We start from the raw sequence: 25,102 nt of genomic DNA on the forward strand, positions 1-25,102 counted from the left end.
TCAGTCCACCCCGTCCTCGCCGAGCGCGTCCCGCCAGGCGGGCGTGGCCCGGGTGTCGTCGCGTGCCGTGTCCTCGTCGTCGTCGCGCAGCACCTCGGGGCCGAAGATCCGCTCCCAGTCCAGCTCGAAGCCCTTCAACTCCGGTACGTTGCTGCTCGGTTCGGCGAAGGGGGCCATCGCCTTCATGACATGCCGGTTCATCTTGGTACGGGCCGCGCTCGACGCCTCCAGAACGCTGGCGGCCAGCTCCTGGGGCGACATGTCGCGGTGCTTGTTCTCCAGGAACTCGATCCCGGTCAGTTCACCCTGAGGACCCACCGTGGCGCGGACCGCGCGGTCGGAGGAGAGCACCGAGAACGATGCCTGGCGCAGCTCGCGCTCGGTGCGCGCGATCGCCTCCTGGGCCTCCTGGAGCTCGACCATCGCCTGCTCCAGACGCTTCTCCAGCGGTTCCGCCATGCCGGCTCGGCCCTTTCGCGTCGGTCTCTTCGTGCTGTGGGTGGTCAACTGCCCTGCTGAACAATGATCTTGCCTGGTGAGGGGTGTGCTCCGGAAGTCGGGGCCGAGTGGTGTTCGTCTCCGTAACCGGCCGGTACGCGGCACACCCGCGCTCACCGTCCGATGACGGCGGGCGCGCCGCCCTCGTCCGTGCCCCACACGTCCGCGTCCTCCTCCAGGTAGTCGGCGGAGCTGGTGGTCCGTCGGCCCGTGGTGTCCGCGTCCTGGTCGGCGCTGTCGTGGCCGCCGCCGCTGGTGGTGGTCGCGACGCGGGAGGCCGGCGAGAGGAAGGTGTCACTGTCCTCCTGGCGGTTCCACGGGTTGCGTCGCCGGCGGTTGCGCCGCTCGCTCTCCTCGGCCGCGTCGACCAGCACGGCACGTACCCGCTCACCGTTGCCCTTCTCGGCGCCGCCCGCGCCCATGCCGCCCGCGCCACCCATCGGCATACCGGGCGTGCCCGGCGTACCAGGGGCGCCGGGGGTACCGGACTGCTGTGCGCCGCCCCCGCCGTTGTTCAGCGAGGAGTTGCTCGCGGGGCTGTCCGAGAGCGGCGCTACGTGGCTGCCGCCCACCGCGCCGAGCGAGTCTGAGCCGTACCCGCCCGGCCCCAGGGACGAGCCGAGGGACTGAGTGCTGCCGTTCGACCCGACACCGCCTCCGCCGAGATTCAGGTCGGAGGTCGGGATGTGCTGGGTGCTCGGATGGTCGCCGCCGGTCAGGTTCAGGTCCTTCAGGTCCCCCAGTGGATCCGAGGTGTTGCTGCCGCCGCTGTTCGGGCCACCGTTCAAGTCGCTGTTCAGGTCGTGGAGGTTGACCTTCTCGGTGTGGCCCTGGGCGTCGGTGGTGGTGGCGAGGCCGGTGTCCGGGTCGATGGTCTGCGTGCTGCCGTCCGGGTACGTGGTGGTCAACTGACCGTTGTCGAGTGTGGTGGTGGAGCCGTCCGGGTTGTGCACCGACGCACCGTGGGTGAGGTCGGTGGTCGTGGTGGCGCCGTCCGGACCGGTCAGGGTGAGCGCCCCGGTGTCGGGGTCGAACGAGGAGTGCCCGCCGTCCGGGAACGTGGTGGCGAAGTCGTTGCCGTCCATGCCGGTGTGGCCGCCGGTCGGGGTGGCCAGGCTGTTGCCGCTGTTGAGGTCGCCGAAGTTGCCGAGGTCGGACGTGGTCGGGATGTGCGAGTCGATGTTCCCGAGGTCGCCCAGGTCGTTGTTCCCGAGGCCGTTCAGGTCGTTCAGGTCGTTCGGGTTGTTGTTGCCGTTGAGATTGCCCAGGTTCCCGAGGTTGGTCGTGGTGGTGTGACCGTCCGGGTCCGTGGTGGTGGCCTGTCCGTTGGACGGGTCGACGGTCTGGCTGCTGCCGTCGGGGAACGTGGTGGTCAGCTTGCCGTCGTCGCCGAGGGAGGTGACCGAGCCGTCCGGGTTGGTCACGGAGTGACCGTCGCCGAGGTCGACGGTGTTGGACGAACCGTCCGGGTTGGTGGTGGTGAGCGTGCTGTCGCCCGGGTTGAACGCGGACTCGCTGCCGTCCGGGAAGTCGGTCGCCAGGTCGCCGTTGCCCGTCAGCTGGGTCTGGCCGCCGGTCGGGGTGTCCAGGGTGCTGTTGCCGAGCGGTTCGTTCAGCGCGTTGTTCGCGGCGTCGATGTTCGCGTCGTTGTTCAGGCCCTGGAGACTGCCCAGGTTGTCCGTCCGGGTGGACCCGTCGGGGTTGGTGGTGAGGCTCTGCCCGGTCCCCGGGTCGACGGTCTGGGTGGTGCCGTCGGGGAACGTGGTGGTCAGCTTGCCGTCGTTGCCGAGCGTGGTCCTCGACCCGTCCGGGTTGAGCAGTTCCTTGCCGTTGCCCAGGTCCGTGGTGGTGGTCGTACCGTCCGGGTTGGTCGTGGTGACCTCACCGGTCTCGGGGTCGAACGAGGTCTTGCTGCCGTCCTCGAAGTCGGTGTTCAGCTTGTTGCCGTCGAGGTGCGTGCTGCCGCCGGTCGGTGTCTTGAGCGTGTTCCCGACGCTCCCGCCGCCCCCGTTGAGGCTGCCGAGGTTGCCCAGGCTCTGCGTGATCGGAACGCCGGGGTTGTTGCCGAGTCCCTGCGGGTCGCCGTTGCCCTGCTGCTGGTCGCCACCGCCCCCGTTCAGGCCGTCGAGGTTGCCGAGGCTCTCGGTGACGGGATTGTTCTGGCCGCCTCCGTCCAGGCCGCCTCCGCCCAAGCCACCACCACCCAGGCCACCCCCACCCTGACCGCCTCCGTTCAGCCCGTCGATGCTGCCCAGGTTCTCGGTGCTCGGACCGTTCTGCTTCAGGTACTCGTCGAGCTTGTCGAGGTTCTGGTCGCCGCCGCCACCGGCCCCTCCCCCGCCGTTGATGTCGCCCAGGCTGTTCTGCAGGTTCTTGGCCTGCTCGTCGGCCTCGCGCTGAGCCTCCTCCTGCTCCCGCTGGGCCTCTTCCTGCTGCTTGCGCTGCTCCTCGCGCAGTTCTTCCTGGTAGGCCTTGTCCTCGTTGCGCTGCTCCTCCTGCTCTTTACGCAACTCGTCCTGGTAGGCCTTGTCCTCGTTGCGCTGCTCCTCCTGCTCCTTGCGCAACTCCTCCTGATAGGCCTTGTCCTCCTCACGCTGCTTGTTCTGCTCGTTGCGGAGGTCCTCCTGCTCCTGGCGGTTCTTCTCGTTCTCCTCCTCGATCCGCTTCTTCTCGTCCTCCGCCTGCTGCTTCTCGTAGTCGTCGGACGCCGTGCCGGTCGACTTGGGCTCCGGCACGTTGCCGGAGAAGTCCTTGGAGAGGTCGAGGAAGTGGTTGTTCAGGTTCGACTGCACCGTGCGGGCGGGCTCGCCGAGGTACTGGTCGATGCCCTGGTTCCAGATCTTGACGGCCTTGTCGCCGACCTTGGACCAGTTCGCGATGTCGGTGAGGTCGCCGTACTCGGGGTGGCTCTGGCTGAAGCCGTCCTTCGGGGTGTGGTAGGTACTGGAGGAGTACATGCTGGTCGTCGTCTGGATCTCCGTCTGGGCGACGTTGTGCTCGTCGACCCACATAGCCAGGTCGTCCAGTACGTAGCGCAGCACCTGAAGTGGGTCGTAGTACGGGGAGTTGGCCCACTTGCTCCACGCCTGGAGCAGTTCCTTGGCGGAGTTCTCCAGGTACGTGCGGCCCAGCGAGAGGGCGCGCGAGTACACGGTGGCACCCTTGCCGGTACCGTCCGCGTCGCCGGCCGTCTCGTCGAAGGTCTCGATGTAGTTCTCGTAGTTCTCGCGGACTTTCTTGAGCAGGTTGCGGAAGACCTCGGCCGCCTCGCCCTTCCAGCTCGCGCCGTCGCCGCCGAACCGCTTCTCCCAGTCCTCCAGCACTTCCTTGGTCTCGCGGAAGAACTTGGCGGCGTAGTCGAAGGATTCCCCGGTGCGGTCGAACGAGTTGAGGTCGACCGCGGCGTCCTCGGCCACTCCCAGGTTGCTGAACCGGGCGTCCCCGGTGCCGCCGGCCAGCAGCTTCATGAGTGCCTCACGCGGCCCGTTCATGTACCGGGCGAGCGCGACGGTGCTCATCTTGTCCTTGTTGTAATCGGTGAAGTCGTTGCCCGAACCGACCGAGGCGTCGGCGTAGTTGTCGCTCCCGGGGTCGGCGAAGTGGATCTCGTCGCCCGACTTGACGCGGCCTTCGAAGACGATGCGGGCCTGCTTGATCACCGTCTTCTTGCCGCTGTCGAAGAAGTAGATGTCGTAGTCTTCGCCGCTGTTCTGCAGGAAGCCGGAGTCCTTCACCGCGTTGCTCAGGCTGTGCTGCTGGATGTCCATCCGGAAGAGCTTGCCGCCGTGGTCGGAGCGGAGTGTGTCGAAGACGGTGGCACGGTCCGGCACCGGGTAGCCCGTGATGTGCGTGACGAGGTTGGCCCAGATGTCGCTCTGCGGGTCCTTGGCGTCCTTGAACTCGCCTATGTGGTCCCGAGAGTTGTCGTCGTACCGCTCCGCCACCGGGCGTCCCTTCTGGTCAGTGGTCGTGTTCTGCTCAGGTGGTCTCGTCGCCCGATCCGGAGCTGCCGGAGGTCAGGGTGTCGACGTCCTCGAAGTTCTGCAGCAGCGTCTGCGCGTCGATCGCGTCGAGGTTCTTGTCCTTCGTCTTCTCGGCCTCGTCGATGGTGTCCGTGAGCGCCTGTTGCAGCTCCTTGAACAGGTCCATCTGGTCACCGAGCAGTTTGTCGATGGCCGTGGCCGCGGTGGTGATGCCCTCGATCAGCGTCGGGCCCGAGACCAGGGGCTCCTTGTTCATCTTGCCGAGACGCAGGAGCTGTTGGTCCTGGGAGAGGTTGTCCGGGGTGGTGTGACCGTCGATGAGCTCGCCGAGCGGGCGGACGCTGCCCCCGTCGCCCTCCTCACGGTGCTTCTTCGCCGAGGTGTGGACCGGCTGCACCTCGTGGTCCCGGAAATTCTCCATCTGCTTGAGATCGAAATGCTTGACGTCGGCCTTGCTGTCATCAGCCACGAGACGCCTCCTGCCGCTTGCTGCCTGACGGGGGTGGGGGTGCCCCGACGGACGCCCCGAGCAGGGGCCCCGGCCACAGTGCCGGGGCCCGGAAGAACCTAACGGGCCCGCACACTGCCCCAGTTGTCGGCGCTCCTGCGCTCGTCACGGGAGTGGTTGTCGTGGATGCTCTGGATCAACTCGCCGTTGTCGCCGAGGAGCTGGGCCATGTTCTTGGTGGCCTGGTCCCACTCCGCCTGGACCCCGCGGTACATCTCCTGGTCCGCACCCTCCCAGGAGGCGATGAGCGGCTTGAGCTCGTCCTCCAGGTTGTTCAGGGTGGTGATGATGTGCTGGGTCTGCTCGGTCAGCTCCTCGATCGCCTGCCGGACCTTGGGGTACTGCACATCGATAATGCCGTCGGCCATGACGTCTCCTCTTCGCGGGGGGGGTGGTTCAGCGCAGCGCTTCGAAGACGCCCTGGCTGGTCTTGCTGTTGAGGACCTCGGTCAGGTCCTGGTTCTCCTGCGCCAGACGATTGGCGGAGGTCACGTTGTCCTGGAGCGCGTCGACCATCTTGCTGATCTGGACGACGACCTTCTGCGCCTCGCCGTTCCAGCTGCGGAAGAGCTTCAGCAGGGCCTGGCCCTCGTCGCCGCCGACGCCCGAACGCGCCGCGATCTCGGCGACGTTGTTCTGGATTTTCTCGACCTGGTCCCGGGCGGTCTCCAGGGAGGAGACACCTCCAAGACCCTTGGCATATTCCGCTTTCCTTGCGGCGCTGTCCGCCATGTCGCGTTCCCTTCGCTCAAGCGAGTCTCGTCGCACGTTGCTCGCTGAGGCTAAAGAGAACTTACCGTTCCGCGCAACGCGTGCCGGAAAGTTCCGGGCATCCGAGCTGTCGTCAGAATTGCTGTGTGGCATGCGAGTTGAGCGCATGTTTCAGCGCGATGAACGGTCTCGGGACAACCGATTCGGGCAGCCGGACATGAACCGTTCACCGACACACGCGATGCGGGCGGAAAACGGGCGCGCGCGACAGCCGAACGGGCGTCAGGAAATTCTGAGCTTTATTTGAGGTTTCCAGGGTGGGCGCGGGAAGCGGACATAAGGTGGCGAAGAAAGAGAAAAGGGTGGCACGAGAAATTAGTTCGGCCGTGCGGAACCCTCTCCACACGCCGGCGCTGTGACCTTGGCCTCAGCGGCGCCGGTCGCGGCGTCCGGGTCGAGGTCGGCGCCGGTCGGCAGGGAGGCGAGCAGCGGGGCCGGTACCGAGTCGATGTCACCGGTGGCGAATCCCAGCGCCGTCAGCGAATCCTCGTTGGCGACGCGGTACTTCACCCCGTTCTCGGCCACCAGGTAGGTGGTCCCGGCGTGCGCGGCGCCGCTCGCGTGCAGCGCCCTGACCAGGGCGCCGCGGCCGGGCCGCACGACCGTGGCGTCTGTGCGGACACAGGCGTCCTCCACCGGGCCAGCGGTGCCGGCGGGCACCGCGACCGGGGACAGGGAGGTCAGCGGGACCAGGACCGACCTGATCCGGACGCCGCCGTCACCCCCGTCGATCTGGGCGCACAGCGCCGTGCCGCGCGGCGCGGACTGCGGGGCGGGCGGCGCGTCCGGCAGCTCCGCCGAACCGGCCGCAGGGGCGTTCTCGGCCCGGTGCTCGCGCAGCGCGTCGGCGCCGACCGTGCGGGCCTCGGGCGAGCGTCCCTGGTAGGCGTCCTTCTGCGTGGCCGGGTCGCCGAGGACGAGGGCGGCGCCGAGCCGGGTCAGCGGCACCAGGCCGTCCTTGCGCAGCAGGTGGTACGTGCTGTCCCCGCCGGGCACGCTGACCTTGAAGACCTGACCGACACGGCTGGCCCCGCCGCCGATGTCGGGGCCCTTCTCGCCGCGCCCCGGGACCGCGGGCGGCTTCAGGGCCGGCCCGGAGGCCAGTGCGTCCAGGAAGGCCGCCGAGACGGGCATCGGGCGCTGGGAGCCGTATCCGAGGGCGTTGCGGGCGTCGGACGCGCGGTCCAAAGGCAGCCGGCTGCCGCGCCAGACCAGGTACTCGGTGCCGTCCGGGCCGCGCACCAGCATGCCGCGGTCGGCGGCGATGCCGGTGGAGTCCAGCGGCGCCCCGGCCACCAGGGTGGTCGCGCCGGGCTCGTTCACGCCGGTGTCCGACACCCTGCCGGAGGTGTCGGCTCGTGCTCCTCCGGGGCCTGTGACGCACATGTGCCAGGCCTCCGCGTCGAGTTGGCCGGACCCTGGCACGGAATCGGGGGCGCCGGGGATGCCGACCGGGGAACCCACCGGGACGCCTTCCAGGGAGGGCGTGTGCACGTCCGACGTGGCCAGGTCGGAGCCGCCGATCAGGCGCGCCGAGGCGTAGTTGCGCACTGGGTGCAGCACGTCGTCGGTGTCGGTCCACAGGTAGCGGGCGCCGGTGTCACGGTTGACCACGAGGTGCTTGCCGTCGCGCCAGCTCTCGTTGCCGCCGGGGCGCAGCAGGCCGTAGACGGTGGCCCCGGCGCCGATCAGGAGCGTGGCCAGGACGCCGAAGACGACTCCGCGGGTGGTGCGCCCGAGCGGGCTCTCGGGGGCGTCCGGGTCGGCCATCAGCAGGCCCGAGCTGAGCCTGCCCATCATGAAGGTGTGGGCGTGTACCTGGTCGCGTTTGGACTGCACGGCCTCTCCTCAACGTCTTTCTCGTGTCCGTCCGCGCGTGCGCTGGGCTCGCGCGAGTACGGGTGTGCTCAGCCGAACAGGCCGCGGAGCCAGCCGAAGAGGCCCGCCACCCAGAGCGTCAGCGGCAGCACCGCCACCGCGAGCAGGGTGTGCAGGATCTCGGCGGCGCGGCCCCAGTAGGGCAGCATCCGGCGGCCGGGCACCGTCCACGCGGCGATCACGAGCCCGGCGGCCGCGGCCAGCAGCACCGCGAAGACCACCATTCGCCCGGTGCCCTCGGCGTCCACGGCCCAGCCGCGGGCGAGGAGCAGCAGCCCCCAGATGCCCGGGACGGCCAGGGTGAGGCGCTGCCCGATGTGCACGAGGCCTCGGGAGTGCAGGAGCAGCAGCAGGCTGAGCGCGGCGGCGGCCAGCACCTCGGGCAGGTTGGGGTGTTCGGTGAGGACGACCAGGGCGGCCGCGACGACGGTGCCGGTGGCGGCGAACAGCGCGGCGACCCAGCGTCCGGCCAGTTCGGTGCGCTCGGCGACCTCGTCACCCGCGTACGGCTCGATGCCCTCCTGGAGCTGGCCGGCCGACGAGGGCAGCGCGGGCAGCCGCATCCCTGCCAGCTTGAAGGCGAACGGCGCCACGGCTCCGGCGGCGAGCGCGACGACGGTGGCCACCACGGCCACCGCGGCCGGGACGTGCAGTCCGGTGTAGCCCATCAGCGCACCGGTGATCGCGGCGGCCACCGCGACGACGGCGGTGGCGAACAGGGCCGGGGCGCCCACCGCGGTGGCGGCAAGCGCGAGGACCGCGCCGCCAGCGCCCGCGGCGCCCGCGGCGAGCAGCCGGGCACCGGCGACGCGCGCCGCGTCCGGCCCGGTCAGGTCGCCGCCGGGCAGGAGCCAACCGGCCAGGGCCAGGCAGGGGGCGACCAGCAGGCCGAGGGCGGTCGCCGAGAGCCGGTCGCCGACCGCGCGGCTGGCGCAGCCGGCGCCCGCGAGGACGAGCAGCCCGGTCACGGCGGCGCAGGCGGCCCGGCTGGATTCGGTGGCGGTCACGCCGGGCCACAGCAACAGGACGAGGGCGGCCGCCACGGTCACCAGGGCGGTGACCACCAGGGTCCAGCGGGCGGCCTCGGGGCGCCAGGTGTGCAGTCGGCGACCCGCGGTGTCGGCGATGCCGTCCACCAGGTCGTCGAGCCGGGCCTCCGGCAGGGCCTCGGTGTGCGGGCGCAGATGGAGTACGTCGCCGTCGGCGAGCCCGGCGCGTTCGAGGGTGGTCTCCTCGTCGAGCGGGGTGTCACCGAGTCGTTGGAGCACCCAGCCCGCATGGTCGAGTCCGGATTCCTCGGCCTCTTCGCCGACGTAGCGCAGCAGTGTGGGGAGCAGATCGGCGACCGGGACATCGGCGGGTACGGCCAGATCGACGGAGACGCTCGGCGCACGTACGGTCAAGCGGCACAGGGCGGCCACCACACTGTCGGTCATCTGCTGAACTCTCGTCTTCCGTGGGGGATTTGCCGGAGGACTTCCCCGAGAGGGGACTTCCCCGAGAGGTATGTGCGAAGAGTACGGAAAGCCCCCGCGGTGCAGAACGGCGGGTCCTGGCAGTGGAATTGAGCCACGCTGCCCGGCGGCCGACTCGTCCCGCGTGGACAGGGCGCGTTCGGTGAATGCAGACTACTGCCTGTGCCCGCCGGATCGCACTGCCGACCGGACTCCCTTTGTCCGGTGCGGACTTGCCCTCGGACTCGGCTGCCCTGTTATGCGCTCGAAGTTTTCATCCGGTGTTCACCGCGCGAGCGGTGAGGCGGAGAATCGGCGTGGTGCGGTCATTCCGAGTACCGGTGCACCGGTACTCGGTCCGGGCCGGAAAGTCAGTGAAACCGGAGGTTCTGTTCCTTGAGTGTGGTGCTGTTTCGCCGGCCGGCCCGTAGGCGTGGGCCGGAGATGCCCGACGGGCAATTGACCCTCCAGGAGCCACCGGTCCTCGCCGAGACGGTGCCCGACACATCGGCTGTCTGGACGTATTTGCCGATGGCCCTGATGTCGGTGTCGATGATGCTGATGTTCCTGCGGACCGGCGGCGGCAACGGCGTCTTCATGTATCTGGCGATGGGTGTCATGGTGCTCGCCGCCGCCGCGATGCTCGTGGGACAGCTGATGCGCCGCGCCGGTGAGCGCAAGCAGCGCCTCAAGGGCGAGCGGCGCGACTACCTCCGCTATCTGGCGCAGATCCGCAAGCGGGTGCGTACCACCATCGTCGAGCAGCAGCGGGCCCTCGCCTGGCGCCACCCGGAGCCCTCCTCGCTGCGTTCGGTGGTCCGTACCTCACGCTTGTGGGAGCGGCGTCCGGCCGACGAGGACTTCGGCGAGGTCCGGATCGCGGTCGGCGAGCAGCAGCTCGCGGTGACCCTGGAGCCCGTCTCCACCCGACCGGTGGAGGACCTGGAACCGCTGTGCGCGCACGCGCTGCGCCGTTTCATCCGCGCCTACTCCACCATCCCCGAGCAGCCCCTCGGCCTGTATCTGCGGTCCTCGGCACGGGTGTTGCTGCGGCCCGAGGAGGCGGCCGGTGAGGAGGGTGCCGAACAGAACGGCGCGCGGGACACCGAGGCGGTACGGGACCTGGTGCGGGCCGTGCTCGGCCAACTCGCCGTCTTCCACGCGCCCGAGGAGCTGTGGCTCGCGCTGTGCGTCAGCGACGAGCGGCGGGCCGACTGGGAGTGGACGAAGTGGCTCCCGCACGTGCTGCACCCGCACGAGGAGGACGGCGCAGGCCAGGTCCGCCGGATCACCGGTGACATCACCGAGCTGGACGATCTGCTGGGCGCCGAGTTCGCCGAGCGGCCGGGCTTCGACCCGGACGGCCGCCCCGGCCGCGACGAGCCGTACACGGTGATCGTCCTGGATGGTGTCACCGTGCCCGAGGGACACCGCTGGGAGGGCCACGGCTACCGCAACGCGCTGGTGCTCGATGTCTCGGGCGCCCTGCGCTGGCGTCCCGGCCGCAACACACTGCGGCTGACGGTCGGGGACGGCCGGGTCAGCCTGGTGCGCACCGACCGCAGCCGCAAGGAGCGCTCCGTGCCGCTCGGCACACCGGACCGGCTCGGTGTGCTCGGCGCCGAGGCGCTGGCCCGGCTGCTCGCGCCGCGCCGGATCAGCCTGGGCGGCGACATATCGCAACCGCTGGACAGCGACGTCGAGTTGACCACCCTGCTCGGCATCCCGGATCTGCACCGGCACGACCCGCAGACCCTGTTCGACCGGCACACCGGGAGCGGCCGGCTGCGGGTCCCGATCGCGGTCGGCGAGAACGGCCGCCCGATGGAACTCGACATCAAGGAGTCCGCGCAGGGCGGCATGGGCCCGCACGGCATGCTCATCGGCGCCACCGGCTCCGGCAAGAGCGAACTCCTGCGCACCCTCGTCCTCGGCCTGGCCCTCACCAACTCCTCCGAGACACTCAACTTCGTCCTCGTCGACTTCAAGGGCGGTGCCACCTTCCTCGGTCTGGACGAACTCCCCCACACCTCGGCCGTCATCACCAACCTGGCCGACGAGGCCGCGCTGGTGGAACGTATGCAGGACGCCCTGCACGGTGAGCTCATCCGCCGCCAGGAACTGCTGCGCGCCGCCGGCAACTACACCTCTGCCCTGGAGTACGAGCGGGCCCGCGCGGCGGGCGCGGATCTGAAGCCGCTGCCCAGCCTGTTCGTGGTGGTCGACGAGTTCAGTGAACTGCTGTCCGCGCACCGGGAGTTCATGGACCTGTTCGTGATGATCGGCCGGCTCGGCCGGTCGCTCGGTGTGCATCTGCTGCTCGCCTCGCAGCGTCTCGACGAGGGCCGGATGCACCAGTTGGAGAGCCACCTCTCGTACCGGATCGGTCTGCGCACCTTCTCCGCCATGGAGAGCCGTGGTGTGCTGGGTGTCCCGGACGCCTACGAGCTGCCGGCCCAGCCGGGCAGTGGCTACCTCAAGTCCGGTGTGGAGTCGCTGACCCGGTTCCGTGCCGCGTACTCCTCCGGCACCTACCGGCGCCGCACCGGTGCCGTCGTGCAGGCCCGGGTGGCCAGCCAGGTGGTGCAGTGGACCAGCGGCTGGGTGGTGCCCCGCACCCTGGAGGCCGCCCCCGAGCCGGAGCCGGCCGAGGAGGAGAGCGGCGACGAGGAGACCCTGCTCGAGGTCGCGCTCGACCGGCTGCGCGGTTCAGGACCCGCTCCGCACCGGGTGTGGCTGCCGCCGCTCGGCGCGCCCTCGCCGCTGGACGAACTCCTGGGCGGGGTCGTGCCCGACACGGAGCGCGGGCTCACCGCGGCGAAGTGGTCCGGCACCGGCAAGCTGCGCGTCCCGGTCGGTCTGGTGGACAAGCCGTTCGAGCAGCGCCGTGACCCGCTGGTCGTGGATCTGTCCGGGGCGGGCGGCCACGTCGCCGTCGCGGGCGGTTCGCAGAGCGGCAAGTCGACGCTGGCCCGGACGCTGATCGCCGCGCTGGCACTGACCCACACGCCCCGCGAGATCCAGTTCTACTGCCTGGACTTCGGTGGCGGTGGCCTCTCCCAGTTCGCCGCTCTGCCGCACGTCGGCGGGGTCGCGGCGCGGCTCAACCCGGAGCGGGTGCAGCGCACCGTCTCCGAGGTGATGACGCTGCTCGCCCGGCGTGAGCAGTTCTTCGTGGACCACACCCTGGACTCCATGCAGTCCTACCGGCGCCGCCGGGCCGCGGGCGAGTTCCCCGACGAGCCGTTCGGCGATGTGTTCATGGTGGTCGACGGCTGGTCCACGGTCCGTCAGGACTACGACGAGCTGATCCCCAAGTTCAATGAACTCGCCGCCCGCGGACTGAACTACGGCATCCACCTGATCATCACCACCACCCGCTGGGTGGAACTGTCCGCGCAGGTCCGTGACCAGTCGGCCACCCGTCTCGAACTGCGCATGGGTGACCCGATGGACTCCGAGATCGACACCCGCAAGGCCCGCTCGGTGCCGCGCAGCGGCGGCCGGGGCATCACCGCCGACAGCAAGATGCACTTCCTGGCGGCCCTGCCCCGACTGGACGGCAGCGGTTCCCTGGAGGACCTCGGCGAGGGTGTCTCACATCTGGTCTCCGAGATGTCCCGCGCCTGGACGGGCGCCCGCGCCCCGCAGGTCCGGATGCTGCCGCACCGGCTCCCCCTGGCCGAACTCCCGGCGCCCGAAGGCACGGACGGCGGAGGGATGCGGCTGCCGCTCGGTATCGACCAGGACGCCCTGGAACCGGTCTGGCACGACTTCAGCCGCACTCCCCACCTGATCGTGGTCGGCGACACCGAGAGCGGCAAGACGAACCTGCTGCGCCGCGTCACGGACGGCATCGTCAGCCGGTACGCCCCGAACGAGGCGAAGATCATCGCGGTGGACTACCGCCGCACCCTGGTCGACGCCATCCCGCAGGAGTACCGCATCGGGCACGTGATCTCCCTGGACAACCTCACGGAGACCATCGACGGCGCGGCCCGCGCGCTCAAGACGCGGGTGCCCGGCGCGGACATCGCGCCCGCCCGGATGCGCCGGTGCGACTGGTGGACGGGCCCGCGCCTGTTCCTGCTGATCGACGACTACGACATGGTCTCCGGCAGCTCGTTCCAGAACCCCTTCGAGCCGCTCTTCGAGCATCTGACGCTCGGCTACGAGATGGGGCTGCACGTGATCGTCGCCCGCAGCGCGATGGGCGCGGGGCGCGGTCTCAGTGACGCGCTGGTGCGCCGCCTGGACGAGGCCAACAACCCGGCGGTGCTGCTGTCCTGCCCACCCACAGAGGGCCGTCTGTTCGGCAATACGAAGCCGCTCAGCCTGCCGCCGGGCCGGGCCCAGTACATCGCCCGCCGCCGGGCGCGGCTGATGCAGACCGCGCTGGTGGAGGAGCTGCCGGAGCAGGAGAGCTGAGCCGGCGCGAAACGAGAACGGCACAAAGGAGCGGGGGCCACCAGTGGTGGCCCCCGCTCCCCTGTTTCCTACGTACTCACTCCGTGCGCTGCCCGGCCGGGCGCCACCCACGGGCCCGCGCCCGAGGCAGCGCGAACGCCAGCCAGACGACCAGCAGGACGACGGCGGAGCCACCGAGCAGCAGGACGGTCGCACGGCCGGTGGCCCGCTCGGTGTCCGAGGTGTCGCGCACACTCACCGGCTGCGCGGCGCTCTTGGAGCCGGACGACCCGGACCGCCCGAAGACCGTGGTGACGGCCGCGTACGGGTCCAGCTGTGGGGTGTCGGCCGGGTAGGCGGTGGCGGTGAGCCGGTGTGTCACCTCGGTGGCCGAGTCGTCGGGGCGTGCGGCACGCACCACGGCGGCGGCACCGGCCGTGAAGGCGGTGGCCACCGAGGGGCCGCCGCCGAGGTAGTGGCCGGTGCCTTTGGCTCCGCCGGAGACCACTCCGGCGCCGGGCGCGACCAGGTCGACGCCCTCGGTCGGCAGCGCGTCCTTGGGCCGGGAGCCGTTCGGCAGCATGTCGGCGACCGACAGGACTCCGGGCTCGGCGGCCGGCCAGTAGAGGCGGGGCGGGGGCTCGTCCTCTGCCGGGGTCCTGGGCGGGTCCGGGGTGGCCGCGGCGATCACGACCGCGCCCTTGGCGCGGGCTTCGGCGATCGCGCGGGTCAGGTCCTTGTCGCGCCGGGGCAGCGCCACACCGATCGCGATGACTCCGGCGCGAGCCCGGGTCGCAGCGCGGACCGACGACGTCACGAGCGAGGCGTCGGCCCGGCCGTTGCGGTCCGTGCCGCGCAGCGCGAGGATCTCGGCCCCTGGGGCGACCCCGGCGAGCCGGGAACTCGCCCCGCCGTCGCCGGCGATCAGACCTGCCAGGAAGGAGCCGTGGCCGACGCAGTCCTCACCGGCGGTGCCGGACGCGGTGACCCGGCCGGCGAGCCCGGTGGCGTCCGTGGTGACCCCGGTGTCGATCAGGGCGACGGTCACACCCGCACCGGTGCCCTCCCGGCGCACCTTGTCCAGGTCGAGGCGCTGGCGGGACCAGTCCTGCTTCTTCGCCCGCTCCTTGGAGGCGGGCATGCAGGACGCCCCGCCGTTCCTGGTGTCGAGCGCGGACGGCATCGCGGGCAGCGCCTGGCCCTTGTCGCCGTCCGCGGCCGGCAGCCGCAGCGGGGCGGCCCCCACCGGCGGGGCCACCGACACCAACAGGGCGGCGACCGCGGCGCCGCAGAGCGCACGGGCGGCGCCGCGCGCGGGCGGCCTCATCGGGGTGCCGCCTTCGACCCGGCGGCGGTGACGTCATCGGGCAGCAGGATGCGCAGGTCGTCCAGGGTGGGCGAGGCCAGCGAACTGAGCCGTCCCGCCTGCCGGGTGACCATCGAGTCGACCACCTGACGGGCCAGCCGGGCGTTGCCGAAGGTGCGGTCCCTGGGCACCGCGTCGAAGTACTCCTTGAGCAGCGGGCCCGTGCCGGGACCGCACTCGTAGCCCATGGCGGTGGCCTGGGCGCGCACGATGGTGACCAGTTCCTCGGACGAGTAGTCGGCGAAGGCGATCCGGCGCGGGAAGCGCGAGGACAGGCCGGGGTTGGAGCCGAGGAAGCGTTCCATCTCGTCGGTGTATCCGGCGACGATGACGACCACCTCGTCGCGGTGGTCCTCCATCAGCTTCAGCAGCGTGTCGACGGCCTCCTGGCCGAAGTCGGCGCCGCCGCCGCGCGGGGTGAGGGTGTAGGCCTCGTCGATGAACAGGACGCCGCCGCGGGCCCGTTCGAAGACCTCCCGGGTGAGTTGCGCGGTGTGGCCGATGTAGCGGCCGACGAGGTCGGCGCGGGCCGCCTCGACCATCTGGCCGCGCTCCAGGATGCCCAGTTGGGTGAGGATCTCGCCGTAGAGGCGGGCCACCGTGGTCTTGCCGGTGCCGGGCGGTCCTGTGAAGACCAGGTGGTGGCTGAGCGAGGGCACCGGGAGTCCGGCGGCGGCCCGGTGCCGGGCCGTGGTGATGAGGTTGACCAGGTCGGCGACGTCGCGCTTGACCTCGGACAGACCGATCATGTCGCCGAGGCGGGTCAGCGGGTCGTCCTCCTGGACGGCGCTGGCGCCGCCCTGGGCGACGGCCGTCGCGGACACGTCCTGCGGCAGCAGCAGTCGCAGATCGTGTTCACCGACCTGCTGCTCGCTCGCGAGCCGCACCGCCTGTCTGTCCACCATCTCCTCGAACACCCCGCGCGCGGCACGGCCGTTGCCGAACCCGGCGTCGCGCGGCATCGCCTCGAAGTGCGCGGCCAGCGCTTCCGCGGTGCCCTCGCCCAGCTCGTACTGGTGCTGGGCGCACATGCTCTCCATGATCGCGACCAGCTCGGGCACCGAGTAGTTCTCGAACTCGACGGTGCGCGAGAAGCGGGAGGCGAGGCCCGGGTTGGAGGCCAGGAACGCGTCCATCTCGCGGGAGTATCCGGCGGCGACCACCACCACGTCGTCGCGGTGGTCCTCCATCAGCTTCAGGAGCGTGTCCACGGCCTCGCGGCCGAAGTCGGCGCCTCCGTTGCCGCTGTCGGCGGCGAGGGTGTACGCCTCGTCGATGAACAGGACGCCGCCGAGGGCCCGTTCGAAGGTCTCGGTGGTCTTGATGGCGGTGCCACCGACGACCTGGGCGACCAGGTCGGCGCGGGACACCTCGACGAGGTGGCCGCTGCGCAGCGAGCCCAACTCGGCGAGGATCGCCCCGTAGAGGCGGGCCACGGTCGTCTTGCCGGTGCCGGGCGGCCCGGCGAAGATCAGGTGCCGGCTCATCGGCGGTGCGGTCATGCCCAGTTGCTCGCGGCGCTGGGCGAGTTGGGTCAGGCTGACGAGCGTACCCACCTGCTGCTTGACGTTCTCCAGGCCGATCAGCGCGTTCAGCGCGCCGAGCGGGCCGTCCTCGCGGTCCGGTGGCGGCGCGTCGGCGGCGCCGGAGCCTGCCGGGTCGGTGTTCTCGGCGCTGCCACTCCCCCAGGCGTCGCGCTTGCCGTTTTCGACGCTGTTCAGGCCCTCGACCGCGAGCCGTTCGCCGGGGGCCGTCTGTACGAGGCCGCCGCCCTCGTTCTCCCGGGCGGTGCAGTTCACCAGCGAGACCGGGGCGGTGGACTCCACCCGGAAGCCGTCCTGGGCACCGCCGTTCGCCTCGCAGCCGCTGAGCGAGGCGAGCGCACCCTCACGGAGCAGGTAGCCGTGACCCTTGGCGGCGTGCACGGTGGTGCGGTTGGCGGTGAGTTCGCCTCCCCCGGCGACGACCACACCCTCCTCGGCCGGTATCTCCACGCGGAAGTCGCGGACGGTGACGTTGCCGCCGTCCTCGACGACCAGTCCGTTCCCCGCGGCCTCGGAGACACCACCGCCCGCCAGGTAGAGGGTGCTGCCCGCGGCCACGCGCACACCGGCACCACCAGGCCGCACGATCTCGCAGTCCTCGGCGCGCCCGCGGGCGTTGTCGGTGGCCGCGATGCCGTCGCCGTTCGGCTCCACCAGGCGGGCCCGGCGCAGCATCGGGTTGGCGCCGCCGCGCATGTGGACGGCGGGCGATCCGCCGATGACCTCCAGTCGGTCCAACTCCGGTGCCGCGTCCTCCTCCAGGAGCAGTCCGCACTGGTCGGCGTCGCGCACGGTGAGGCCGGTCAGCGCCGGGGAGGCGGCTCCGGCGACGCGGAGGGCGGCGCCGCGCGCGCCGTCCACCCAGCAGTCCTCGAAGGTGCCGCGCGAGCGGTCGGTGACCAGGATGCCGTTGCCCCGGGTGCGCGAGACGCGGCAGCGGCGCAGCACCGGGTCCGTACCGGCGGCGAGCGCGATCCCGTTCCCGGACGCCCCGGTGACGCGGACGTCCTCCAGGGTCGTGCGGCCCGCGGTGCTCAGGTGCACACCGGTGCTGGTGTCGTGCACGACGGTGCGGGTGACCGTGAGGGCCGCGTTCTGTTCCAGGGCGACGGAGGGCTTGTCGGTGGAGGAGATGTCACAGTCCTCGACGGTGCCGCGGGACTCGCCGTTGGCGAGCACGCCGTTGCCGCGGGCGTTGCGCACCGTGCAGTCGCGGATCCGGGCCTCGCCCTGCTCGGCGAGGACCACGCCGCTGGTGCCCAGGTGCTCGAAGGTGCAGGACTCGACCGTGCTGGGCACGGTCGAGGTGATCACGACGCCCGCGCCCTGAGCGTTGCTGACCCGGCACTCGCGCAGCGCGAGCGAACCGGTGCCCCCGGCCAGCATCGCCGTCCAGGCGGCGCCGACGATCTCGCAGCCGTCGAACGCGGCCTGGCCGCGCCGTACGTCCACCGCCGGCAGCTCGGCATCGCCGCCGCGCAGGGTCACCTCGGAGATCATCACGGCGTCGGCGCGCAGCGCGATCACGCTGCCCGTACGCGGCCGGATCTCGACGGTGCCCCGCCCCTCGGCGGCGGTGAGGGTGACCCGGGTGGAGATCACCAGGTTCTCCGCGTACGTCCCGGGCCGCACGCTGACCAGCGCGCCGGTGCGGGCGGCCGCGAGTGCCTCACCGATGGTCCGGTAGCGGTCCCCGGTGCCGGGACCGACCGTCAGTACCTGGCGCGACACGCACCAACCTCCTTGCTACGGCGGCGTCTTGGACGGGCTCCCCCGCTCACCGGGGGCGCTTGTCGGCGAGCCGACGGTGTCATCATGCCTCGTCGTGGTGACAGGCAGGGGGCCGAGGGTGGTGCCCCGGTCCCGAGCGTCCGGTCAGACACTCCACTTCTGGGCGTCGGCGCCGTTGCAGGTCCACAGCTGCACCGGGGCCTTGTTGTCCGGGTTGCTGCCCTTGATGTCGACACACTTGCCCACGACGGTGTTGACCAGGTCGTGGGCCTCGTTCAGGACGAACTTCTGGGCGTCGTTGCCGCTGCACCGGGCGATCTGCATCGGTGTGCCCGGGGTGAAGTCGGCATTGGCGACGTCCAGGCACAGGCCGTGGATCCGGACGGTGCCGTCGGAGGCGAACTGCCATTGCTGCGCGGGGCCGTTGTTGCAGTCCCACATCATCAGCTTCGTGCCGTCGCTGAAGTTGCCGGCCGGCACGTCGAGGCAGCGGCCTGCGAGATGGCTGCGCAGTGCCATGGGGGCGCTGAAGGTGACATTGCCCGCCTGGGCGGGCTTGTCCTTCCCGGCGTTGGGCTTCTTCTCGGCCTCGGGCTTGTTCGCCGGGGCCTTCTTCTCGCCGGCCCCGTTCTGCTGCTTGTCCGTGCTCTTGCCGTGCCCGGCGGAGGGAGAGGCGGCGTCGTGGCCCGCCGCCCCCTTCTCGTTCTCGCCGGAGCCCTTCTTGTCGTCCTTCGAGGCACCGGTGCCGGGCGTGGCCGTGGACTCCGTGAATGCTCCGGGGTCCTCCGTCTCGTCGCCGCCGAGGACGGTGCCGGCCGCTGTCGTCTCCTTGCGGTCGTTGTCGTCCTTGTCGCCGCCGAGCACCAGGAACGGTACGGAGACGAGCAGCGCGCCCGCGACCGCGGCGCCTGCGAGCACCGCCTTGCCGGGACGCCCCACGGTCGCGGTGGTGCCCGGCTTGTCGATGGCTGTGGCGGTCATGGTGCGGACGAGGGCGGGCAGCCGGCTCTTGGCGGCGGCGGTGGCGTCGGGGTCCGTGCCGGTGTCGGGGCCGTGGGCGGCTACACCGTCGCCGCTTTCACGCTCGCTGCCCGAAGCGGCCTCGGGGCCGGTGTTCACGCTCTGCGGATCGGCCGCCTCGACGGCGGCGGCACTCGTCTCGGACGGGGACTCGGCCCCGGCCTCTTCGCGCACCGGTACGGGTTCGGACGCGACGGCGGTCACGGCCTCGGCCGTCTCCTCGCCGTCCGACCCGGTGTCCGCCTTGGCGGACGTGGGGGGCTGGTGGGCCGAACGCGTCACGGGGTCCTCCCTGTGATGTGGGGCCGGGGTTCAGGAGACCGGGCTGCGGCGTCCGTCACGGGCGACTCTTCCGCGCCGGGCCCCGCCTCGGGGCCGAGCAGACGCTCCGCCGGGACGAGCAGAGGTGCCGCCGCCCCGGCGTTGGCCAGCAATAAGGCGCCCGATCCGCTCAGGGACCGGGCCAACTCCCGCGCGGGCACCCTGTCATGGCGAAGTATTGCGGACATGAACTCGTGTGCCGAGGAGGTGAACAACAGCACCACCGACTCGCCGTCCCGTCCGGCGGCCGTGAGCGGGGCACCGTCCGGTGCGCGCACCACGGTGACCTCGGCATCGGCGAGCGCCGCGACCACGTCGTCCGCGGTGCCGTAGCCGGTGGCCGCGCGCTGCGCCGCCGTGTCCACCGGGTCGGTGGGCTCGGGCCAGCCGAGCATCCGGGCCGACGGCCGGTACCCCGGGTTGGCGCGGAACTCGCCGACTTCGCCGCTCTCGTCCGACTGCCATTCGCCGAGCACCGCCCACTCCGGAGGGGTCCGCTCCTCCGTCCACCCCGGGTCGGTCACCCCGATCCAGTGCCCTGGCGCGCGGCGGGCGGCGGCCCGTATCGCCTCAGGTATCTCCGGTGCTTCGGCCGCATCGGCGTCCGGGGTGACGACGGGTTCGGTGCCATCGGCCTTGCCCGAGCCGTCGGACGCCGCAGGCAAGGCCTCATGCCTGCCGTCCTGACGTCCTTGGGGCCGCATCTCCACCTGAACTCTTTGGTCCTTACGAATTCCTGGGTGCCGCATGACATGCGCACACGCCGACACTGATCAGATCAGGCGTCAACAGGATGCCACACACGCCCCTTCCGTATCGGACCCAGGAGGACCCGTATCGCGCCGGGGCCTGCCCGTTTGCCGCCCGAGTGCCGAACCAACCGGGAGCAGTGGGGTGTTGGCGGACATAGCGTCGACGGGGTGGGGCAGGAGAAGCGGTCGTGACGGACGTGACGGGCTAAGTTGGTGTACGTCTTCGACCTCTCGGCCGCACCGGGCCCTGTCGGCCGTGCGTGCCCGGTGCGGCGCCGAACTGCTGGCCCCCCACGCGGCGTTCACCCCACACCACCGTGGGGCGCCGCACACCGACAGCTCCGCCCCGAGTAGGAGTACCGCATGTCCACCGAGCAGCAGCCTCCTGGTTCGAACGGGGTGGCGGCCGCGGCCCCCCACAAAGCCGGTACCGAACCGGCACCGGTCGCCGCGCCCACCGAACCCGGCGCCTCCACACCACACTTGAGCGCCCCTTCGAAAGACACGGGAGAATCGGCTCCCGCGACCTCCGAGTCCGGCGCGCTGCCACCGGAGACCACTGGCGCCGACTCCTCGCCCCCGGACGCCGCGCCGACCACCACCGGTGCGCGGAAGCCGAAGGAGGGTGTCACGGTGGCCACGGCCGTCGCCACCGTGCAGCCGAACACCAAGACCCGTACCGGTGTCGACGGCGGACGCCCACGCAAGCCGGTCCTGGCCGGGGCCGCGCTCGCCGGGGCCGCGCTGATCGCGATACCCATGCTGCTCATCGGCACGAACGACGACAGCCCCCGCGACGACAAGAGTTCGACCGCGGCGGAGTCCGACACGGTCCTGGGCGCGGACTCCTCCCCCGACGACCTCGGCGACTACGTGGCGAAGGAGCCAAAGCCCTCTCCCACCAAGGAGAAAGAGAAACCGAAGACGGTCACCAAGTCCGTCGCCCCGCCGCCCGCACCCACGACGAGCGCGCCCGCGCCGAAGGCGACACCCAAGCCGAAGCCCAAACCGAAGGCGGCTCCGAAGCCGGACTGGGGTGTCACGACCATCGGTGCGCCCAGTGTGCTCGAGGTCAACCAGGCCTGGACCACCAACCGCATCCGCATGATCATGCAGCCCGACGGCAACCTCGTCGTCTACAACGAGAAGAACAAGCCGATCTGGGCCTCCATGACCTTCGGCGAACGCCACCGGGCGATCTTCCAGAACGACGGCAACCTCGTCATCCACAACGCCGACGACCGTCCCATCTGGGCATCCAAGAGCCATGGCCACGAGGGCGCCCGCCTGATCCTGCGCGCAGACGCCAAGGTGGTCATCGTGCACAACGGCAAGGTCATCTGGTCGACCTGAGCCGCGCACCTTGAGTTCCATCGCAAGACTGCGAGGAGGACCGACTTCCAGACCGAGCGGGGTGGGCCCCGTTCAGGACTTCGGCAACTCCACACGGAAAACGGGGGCTTTGGGGGCCTCGGCGTCGAAGAACGTGACGACGCCCCCTCTGGCCCCGACGTCCAGGATGACTTCCCCGTCGACGGACCGGCCCGGTTTGTATGTGGTCACATGCGTCGCCGCGTCGTCGGCCCTGGAGGTTGCCGCGTCGCGCTCCGCGAACTTCGAGCTTTCCCACACCGCTCCGGAGGGGTCGAACTCTCCTGCTGCCTTCCCGGTGTTCTCCACGGTGATGTCGAGCCGGACGAACTGCTTACCGTCGCCCATGGCCGTGGACCCAGCGTCGTTGGACTCGCGGCCGTATTCGATGTCCCGCACGGTGACCGTCATCGCCGTAGCGCCGCTCTCGAACACGGCTTTCCCGCCGGGCTTCGCGACCGGGATGCCATCGACTGAAGGCGCCTTGTCGGCCGGCTTGCCGACGTCGGTCTTCGCGGATGAGGCGGACGCTTCGACCGGTGACAGCTTCGTCTTCGCCGTCGTCTCGCCCCCGCTGGAGCATCCGGTCAGCACAGCGATGAGCACGGCAGGAACGGCCATGAAGAACGCGCGACGAACGTAGATGCTCATAATCAATCCCCCATGAACCAGCGGACTCCCCAGGCCACGTGAAGCGCAAGCGTAAGGCAAACGCGGGGGCTGCGGGGGCGCTTGGTTTACCGGGTCATCTGTGGTCGGACCGGCGGCGGCCCACGCGGCGCAAGCACCTAAGCGAACGCGATCTCGGGCAGAGCCGAGCGGTCGGCCGCCGTTCTGCAGTGGCCTTGCGGCCAATTCCGATCGCTTTGCGCCTCGTCGTCACGCCGTGTGACCAGAGCCGTCAGACTGTCCGGCATTTCCTGGTGACAGGTAAGCAGGGGCGGAGAGGGACGGTGTGGCCACGCGGAAGCAGCGCGCGGGGAATCTGCCCGCGGCGACGCCGGAGTTGATCGGGCGGCGGGCGGAACTGACGGAGATCCGGCGGCTGTTCGCGGATGCGCGGCTGGTGACCCTGACGGGGGTCGGTGGGGTGGGCAAGACGCGGCTGGCGTTGCAGGCCGCGCACGAGGCGCAGGAGTCCTTCCGGGACGGCGCGTGGTGGGTGGAGCTGTCTCCCGTGCGGTACGAGTCCGTGCTGGCGCTCGCCATCGCCGAGGAGTTGCCGCTGGCGGATCAGACGACGCGTCCGATGCTCGATGTGCTGGTCGACTATCTGGCGGATCGCGAGATGCTGCTGGTACTGGACACGTGCGAGCACCTCGTCGGCGCTTGCGCGCTGGTGGTCGAGGCGTTGCTCCGCGGGGCGCCGGGGCTGCGGGTCCTGGTGACGAGCCGCCGCCCGCTGGGCATGGTCGCGGAGCGGACGTTGACCGTCGCGCCGCTGGCCGTGCCGGAGAGCGACGAGGACGTGGCCGGGGCGGCGACGGACGCGGTCGTCCTGCTGGCTGCCCGCGCGGCCGAAGTGGCGCCTGGTTTCGCCATGACCGATGCCAACCGGCAGGACCTGGTGCGGCTGTGCCGGCGTCTGGACGGTCTGCCGCTCGCCATCGAGCTGGCCGCCGCACGACTGCGCGAGCTGTCCCTGGCGGAACTGGCCGAACGCCTGGAGGACCGTTACGAGGTCCTGAGCAGCGCGGAGATGGTGATGCGCGACGCCGCCCCGCCGTGGCACCAGGCGCTGCGCACCGCGATCGGCTGGAGTCACGAACTGTGCACCCCGGCGGAGCGACTGCTCTGGGCACGCCTTTCTGTCTTCGCGGGCGGCTTCGACGCCGAGTCGGCCCGGCAGGTGTGTACCGACGCGCACCTGCCGGGCACCGGGATCCAGGCCCTCCTGGACGCCCTCATCGACAAGTCCATCCTGAACTGGCAGCCGACCGGGAGCACCGAGCGATACCGGATGCTCGACACCATCCGTGAGTACGGCGCCGGGTGGCTGGAGGCCATCGGCGAGCGCGACGACTGCCGCCGTCGCCACGTCGGCCGCTATGCGTCGTTGCTGCGCCACTTCGCCGACCGCTTCCTCACCTCCGAACAGGTGCCGCTGTACTGGGGACTTGTCCCCGACCGGGAGAATCTCCGCGCCGCCCTCGGCTATGCCCTCGACGGGGAAGGCAACGAGGCCGTGGCTGTGACGTCGGCGATGTGGGCGTACTGGGTGTGTGCCGGGCAGCCCCGCGAGGCGGGTCACTGGATGGACCTGGCACTCGGGCACGCGTCCGGTCCGTCGGTCGACCGGTTCACGACGCTGGTGTGGAGCTGCACCTTCGCGACGTACCGCGGCGAGCACACGGCCGCACGACGGTTCGCGGATGCGGCGCAAGAAGACGCCGACCTGCTCGCGGACCGGCAGCTCGCCGGATACGCCGCCATGAGCCGCGGCATCGCACTGGCCTACTCCGGCGAACCCGACACGGGCCTGGATCTGCTGCATCGGGCGACCGAGATCTTCCGCGAAGTCGACGACGCGTCGGGCACATGCCTGGCCGCCATCCGCCGTGGGATCGCCCATACGATGGCCGGCAACCCCGGCGCCGCGCTCGCCGACTTCGACGAAGCGCTCGACCTCTTCGGCGAAGGCAGCGAGGAGAGCTACTTCACGGCGTTCATCCTCATCGCCGGCGGCATCGCCCACATTCTCCTCGGGGACACCACCGCCGCCGACCGGGCGGGGCGCCGCGCCCTTGAACTGCAGTACACGCGCGACGACTTGCTCGGCCAGGCGGCCTCCCTCAGCCTGTTGGCATGGGTCGCCTCCCAGGACGGACGCCACCCTCGCTCGGCCTGGCTGTTCGGCGCGGTGAGCGCGGTGGAGGAGCTGGCGGGTTCGGCCCCGTTCGTCGGCAACCCGAAACTGGGGGCATTGCACGCCCAGTTCGATGCCGCTGCGCGTCAGGCACTCGGCGACCGGCGCTACGAGGCGCTGCACCGCCATGGCGCCGAGCAGCCGCGCCCGGCCGTGGTGCGCTTCGCTCTGAGCAACCACGACACGCCTCCCGCACCCTGACGGCGAGACCAGGCATCGGACCCCAACACCCCAGCCCCGCAACGCCGTTAATCAGTTCACGGGCTTGCGCAGCTCGCTTTACACTCTGCCCATGATCTGTCGACTGTGGCGTGGCTGGACAACGAAGGAAAACGCCGACGCGTACGAGCGCGTCGTCCGGGGGCAGGTCATCCCCGGTATCGAGGCACGGCGCATCCCGGGGTTCGTGTCCATCGATCTGATCCGGCGCGAGCGGGACACCGACGTCGAGTTCATGACCCTGATGTGGTTCGACGCCCTGGAATCCGTACGGGCGTTCATGGGCGAGGACTACGAGGCGGCGCACGTTCCGGCAGCCGCACAGGCCGTGCTGTCGCACTTCGATGAACGGTCGGCCCACTTCGACGTACTCGACCGCCGCGAGCAACCACGCTGAGTGATCACCCGATCCT

At 70.8% G+C, this 25,102-nt stretch carries 16 protein-coding genes; 4 read left to right on the plus strand and 12 right to left on the minus strand.

The annotated features are described in order from the left end of the window. From ACYSUO_RS00040 to eccD, 7 genes are all read right to left on the minus strand, one after another. Nucleotides 1–459, minus strand: coding sequence for a YbaB/EbfC family nucleoid-associated protein (locus tag ACYSUO_RS00040; RefSeq protein ID WP_461773865.1), 459 nt, complete (start codon nucleotides 457–459; stop codon nucleotides 1–3). A 152-nt stretch (nucleotides 460–611) separates the two neighbouring features. Next, nucleotides 612–4,442, minus strand: a complete 3,831-nt coding sequence (locus ACYSUO_RS00045) for an AAWKG family protein (RefSeq protein WP_461773866.1) — start codon at nucleotides 4,440–4,442, stop codon at nucleotides 612–614. Nucleotides 4,443–4,476: 34 nt separating this feature from the next. Next, nucleotides 4,477–4,950 (minus strand): type VII secretion system-associated protein, encoded by a 474-nt coding sequence (locus tag ACYSUO_RS00050; RefSeq protein WP_461773867.1) that lies wholly within the window; start codon nucleotides 4,948–4,950, stop codon nucleotides 4,477–4,479. A 98-nt stretch (nucleotides 4,951–5,048) separates the two neighbouring features. Beyond that, complete coding sequence (locus tag ACYSUO_RS00055) at nucleotides 5,049–5,357, minus strand: WXG100 family type VII secretion target (protein ID WP_461773868.1); 309 nt, start codon at nucleotides 5,355–5,357, stop codon at nucleotides 5,049–5,051. Nucleotides 5,358–5,385: 28 nt separating this feature from the next. Next, nucleotides 5,386–5,721: a hypothetical protein gene (locus tag ACYSUO_RS00060; protein ID WP_422428805.1), complete on the minus strand. Its 336-nt coding sequence runs from the start codon at nucleotides 5,719–5,721 to the stop codon at nucleotides 5,386–5,388. A gap of 354 nt (nucleotides 5,722–6,075) precedes the next feature. Then, complete coding sequence (eccB, locus tag ACYSUO_RS00065; RefSeq protein WP_461773869.1) at nucleotides 6,076–7,599, minus strand: type VII secretion protein EccB; 1,524 nt, start codon at nucleotides 7,597–7,599, stop codon at nucleotides 6,076–6,078. Nucleotides 7,600–7,667: 68 nt separating this feature from the next. Further along, on the minus strand, nucleotides 7,668–9,074 hold the full coding sequence (gene eccD, locus ACYSUO_RS00070) for a type VII secretion integral membrane protein EccD (RefSeq protein ID WP_461773870.1): 1,407 nt from the start codon (nucleotides 9,072–9,074) through the stop codon (nucleotides 7,668–7,670). A gap of 462 nt (nucleotides 9,075–9,536) precedes the next feature. Between eccD and eccCa the strand changes: the two genes are divergently transcribed. Further along, the gene (gene eccCa / locus ACYSUO_RS00075; RefSeq protein WP_461773871.1) at nucleotides 9,537–13,520 is read left to right on the plus strand and encodes a type VII secretion protein EccCa; all 3,984 of its coding nucleotides are present in this window, start codon (nucleotides 9,537–9,539) and stop codon (nucleotides 13,518–13,520) included. Between the two features lie 76 nt (nucleotides 13,521–13,596). Here eccCa and ACYSUO_RS00080 read toward each other — a convergent pair whose 3' ends face one another. The 4 genes from ACYSUO_RS00080 to ACYSUO_RS00095 form a co-directional block, all read right to left on the minus strand. After that, nucleotides 13,597–14,826 (minus strand): S8 family serine peptidase, encoded by a 1,230-nt coding sequence (locus ACYSUO_RS00080; RefSeq protein ID WP_461773872.1) that lies wholly within the window; start codon nucleotides 14,824–14,826, stop codon nucleotides 13,597–13,599. Then, nucleotides 14,823–18,140, minus strand: coding sequence for a right-handed parallel beta-helix repeat-containing protein (locus ACYSUO_RS00085; protein ID WP_461773873.1), 3,318 nt, complete (start codon nucleotides 18,138–18,140; stop codon nucleotides 14,823–14,825). Before ACYSUO_RS00085 ends, ACYSUO_RS00080 begins: the two co-directional genes overlap by 4 nt. Before the next feature lie 144 nt (nucleotides 18,141–18,284). Continuing rightward, a complete protein-coding gene (locus tag ACYSUO_RS00090) occupies nucleotides 18,285–19,442 on the minus strand; it encodes a ricin-type beta-trefoil lectin domain protein (protein ID WP_461773874.1) in 1,158 nt (385 codons plus the stop codon). Further along, complete coding sequence (locus ACYSUO_RS00095; protein ID WP_461774349.1) at nucleotides 19,439–20,185, minus strand: type VII secretion system-associated protein; 747 nt, start codon at nucleotides 20,183–20,185, stop codon at nucleotides 19,439–19,441. The genes ACYSUO_RS00090 and ACYSUO_RS00095 overlap by 4 nt, the downstream gene beginning before the upstream one ends. Before the next feature lie 411 nt (nucleotides 20,186–20,596). Between ACYSUO_RS00095 and ACYSUO_RS00100 the strand changes: the two genes are divergently transcribed. After that, complete coding sequence (locus ACYSUO_RS00100; RefSeq protein ID WP_461773875.1) at nucleotides 20,597–21,586, plus strand: mannose-binding protein; 990 nt, start codon at nucleotides 20,597–20,599, stop codon at nucleotides 21,584–21,586. Between the two features lie 72 nt (nucleotides 21,587–21,658). Here the strand turns inward: ACYSUO_RS00100 and ACYSUO_RS00105 are convergent, their stop codons facing one another. Beyond that, the gene (locus tag ACYSUO_RS00105; RefSeq protein ID WP_461773876.1) at nucleotides 21,659–22,255 is read right to left on the minus strand and encodes a DUF4352 domain-containing protein; all 597 of its coding nucleotides are present in this window, start codon (nucleotides 22,253–22,255) and stop codon (nucleotides 21,659–21,661) included. 304 nt (nucleotides 22,256–22,559) lie between these two features. Here ACYSUO_RS00105 and ACYSUO_RS00110 point away from each other — a divergent pair, with 304 nt between their 5' ends. Together ACYSUO_RS00110 and ACYSUO_RS00115 are read left to right on the plus strand one after the other, a co-directional pair. Beyond that, a complete protein-coding gene (locus ACYSUO_RS00110; RefSeq protein WP_461773877.1) occupies nucleotides 22,560–24,671 on the plus strand; it encodes an ATP-binding protein in 2,112 nt (703 codons plus the stop codon). A 91-nt stretch (nucleotides 24,672–24,762) separates the two neighbouring features. Further along, a complete protein-coding gene (locus ACYSUO_RS00115) occupies nucleotides 24,763–25,086 on the plus strand; it encodes an antibiotic biosynthesis monooxygenase (protein WP_461773878.1) in 324 nt (107 codons plus the stop codon). Nucleotides 25,087–25,102: the final 16 nt, after the last annotated feature.

Source organism: Streptomyces sp. UC4497, from assembly GCF_054871485.1.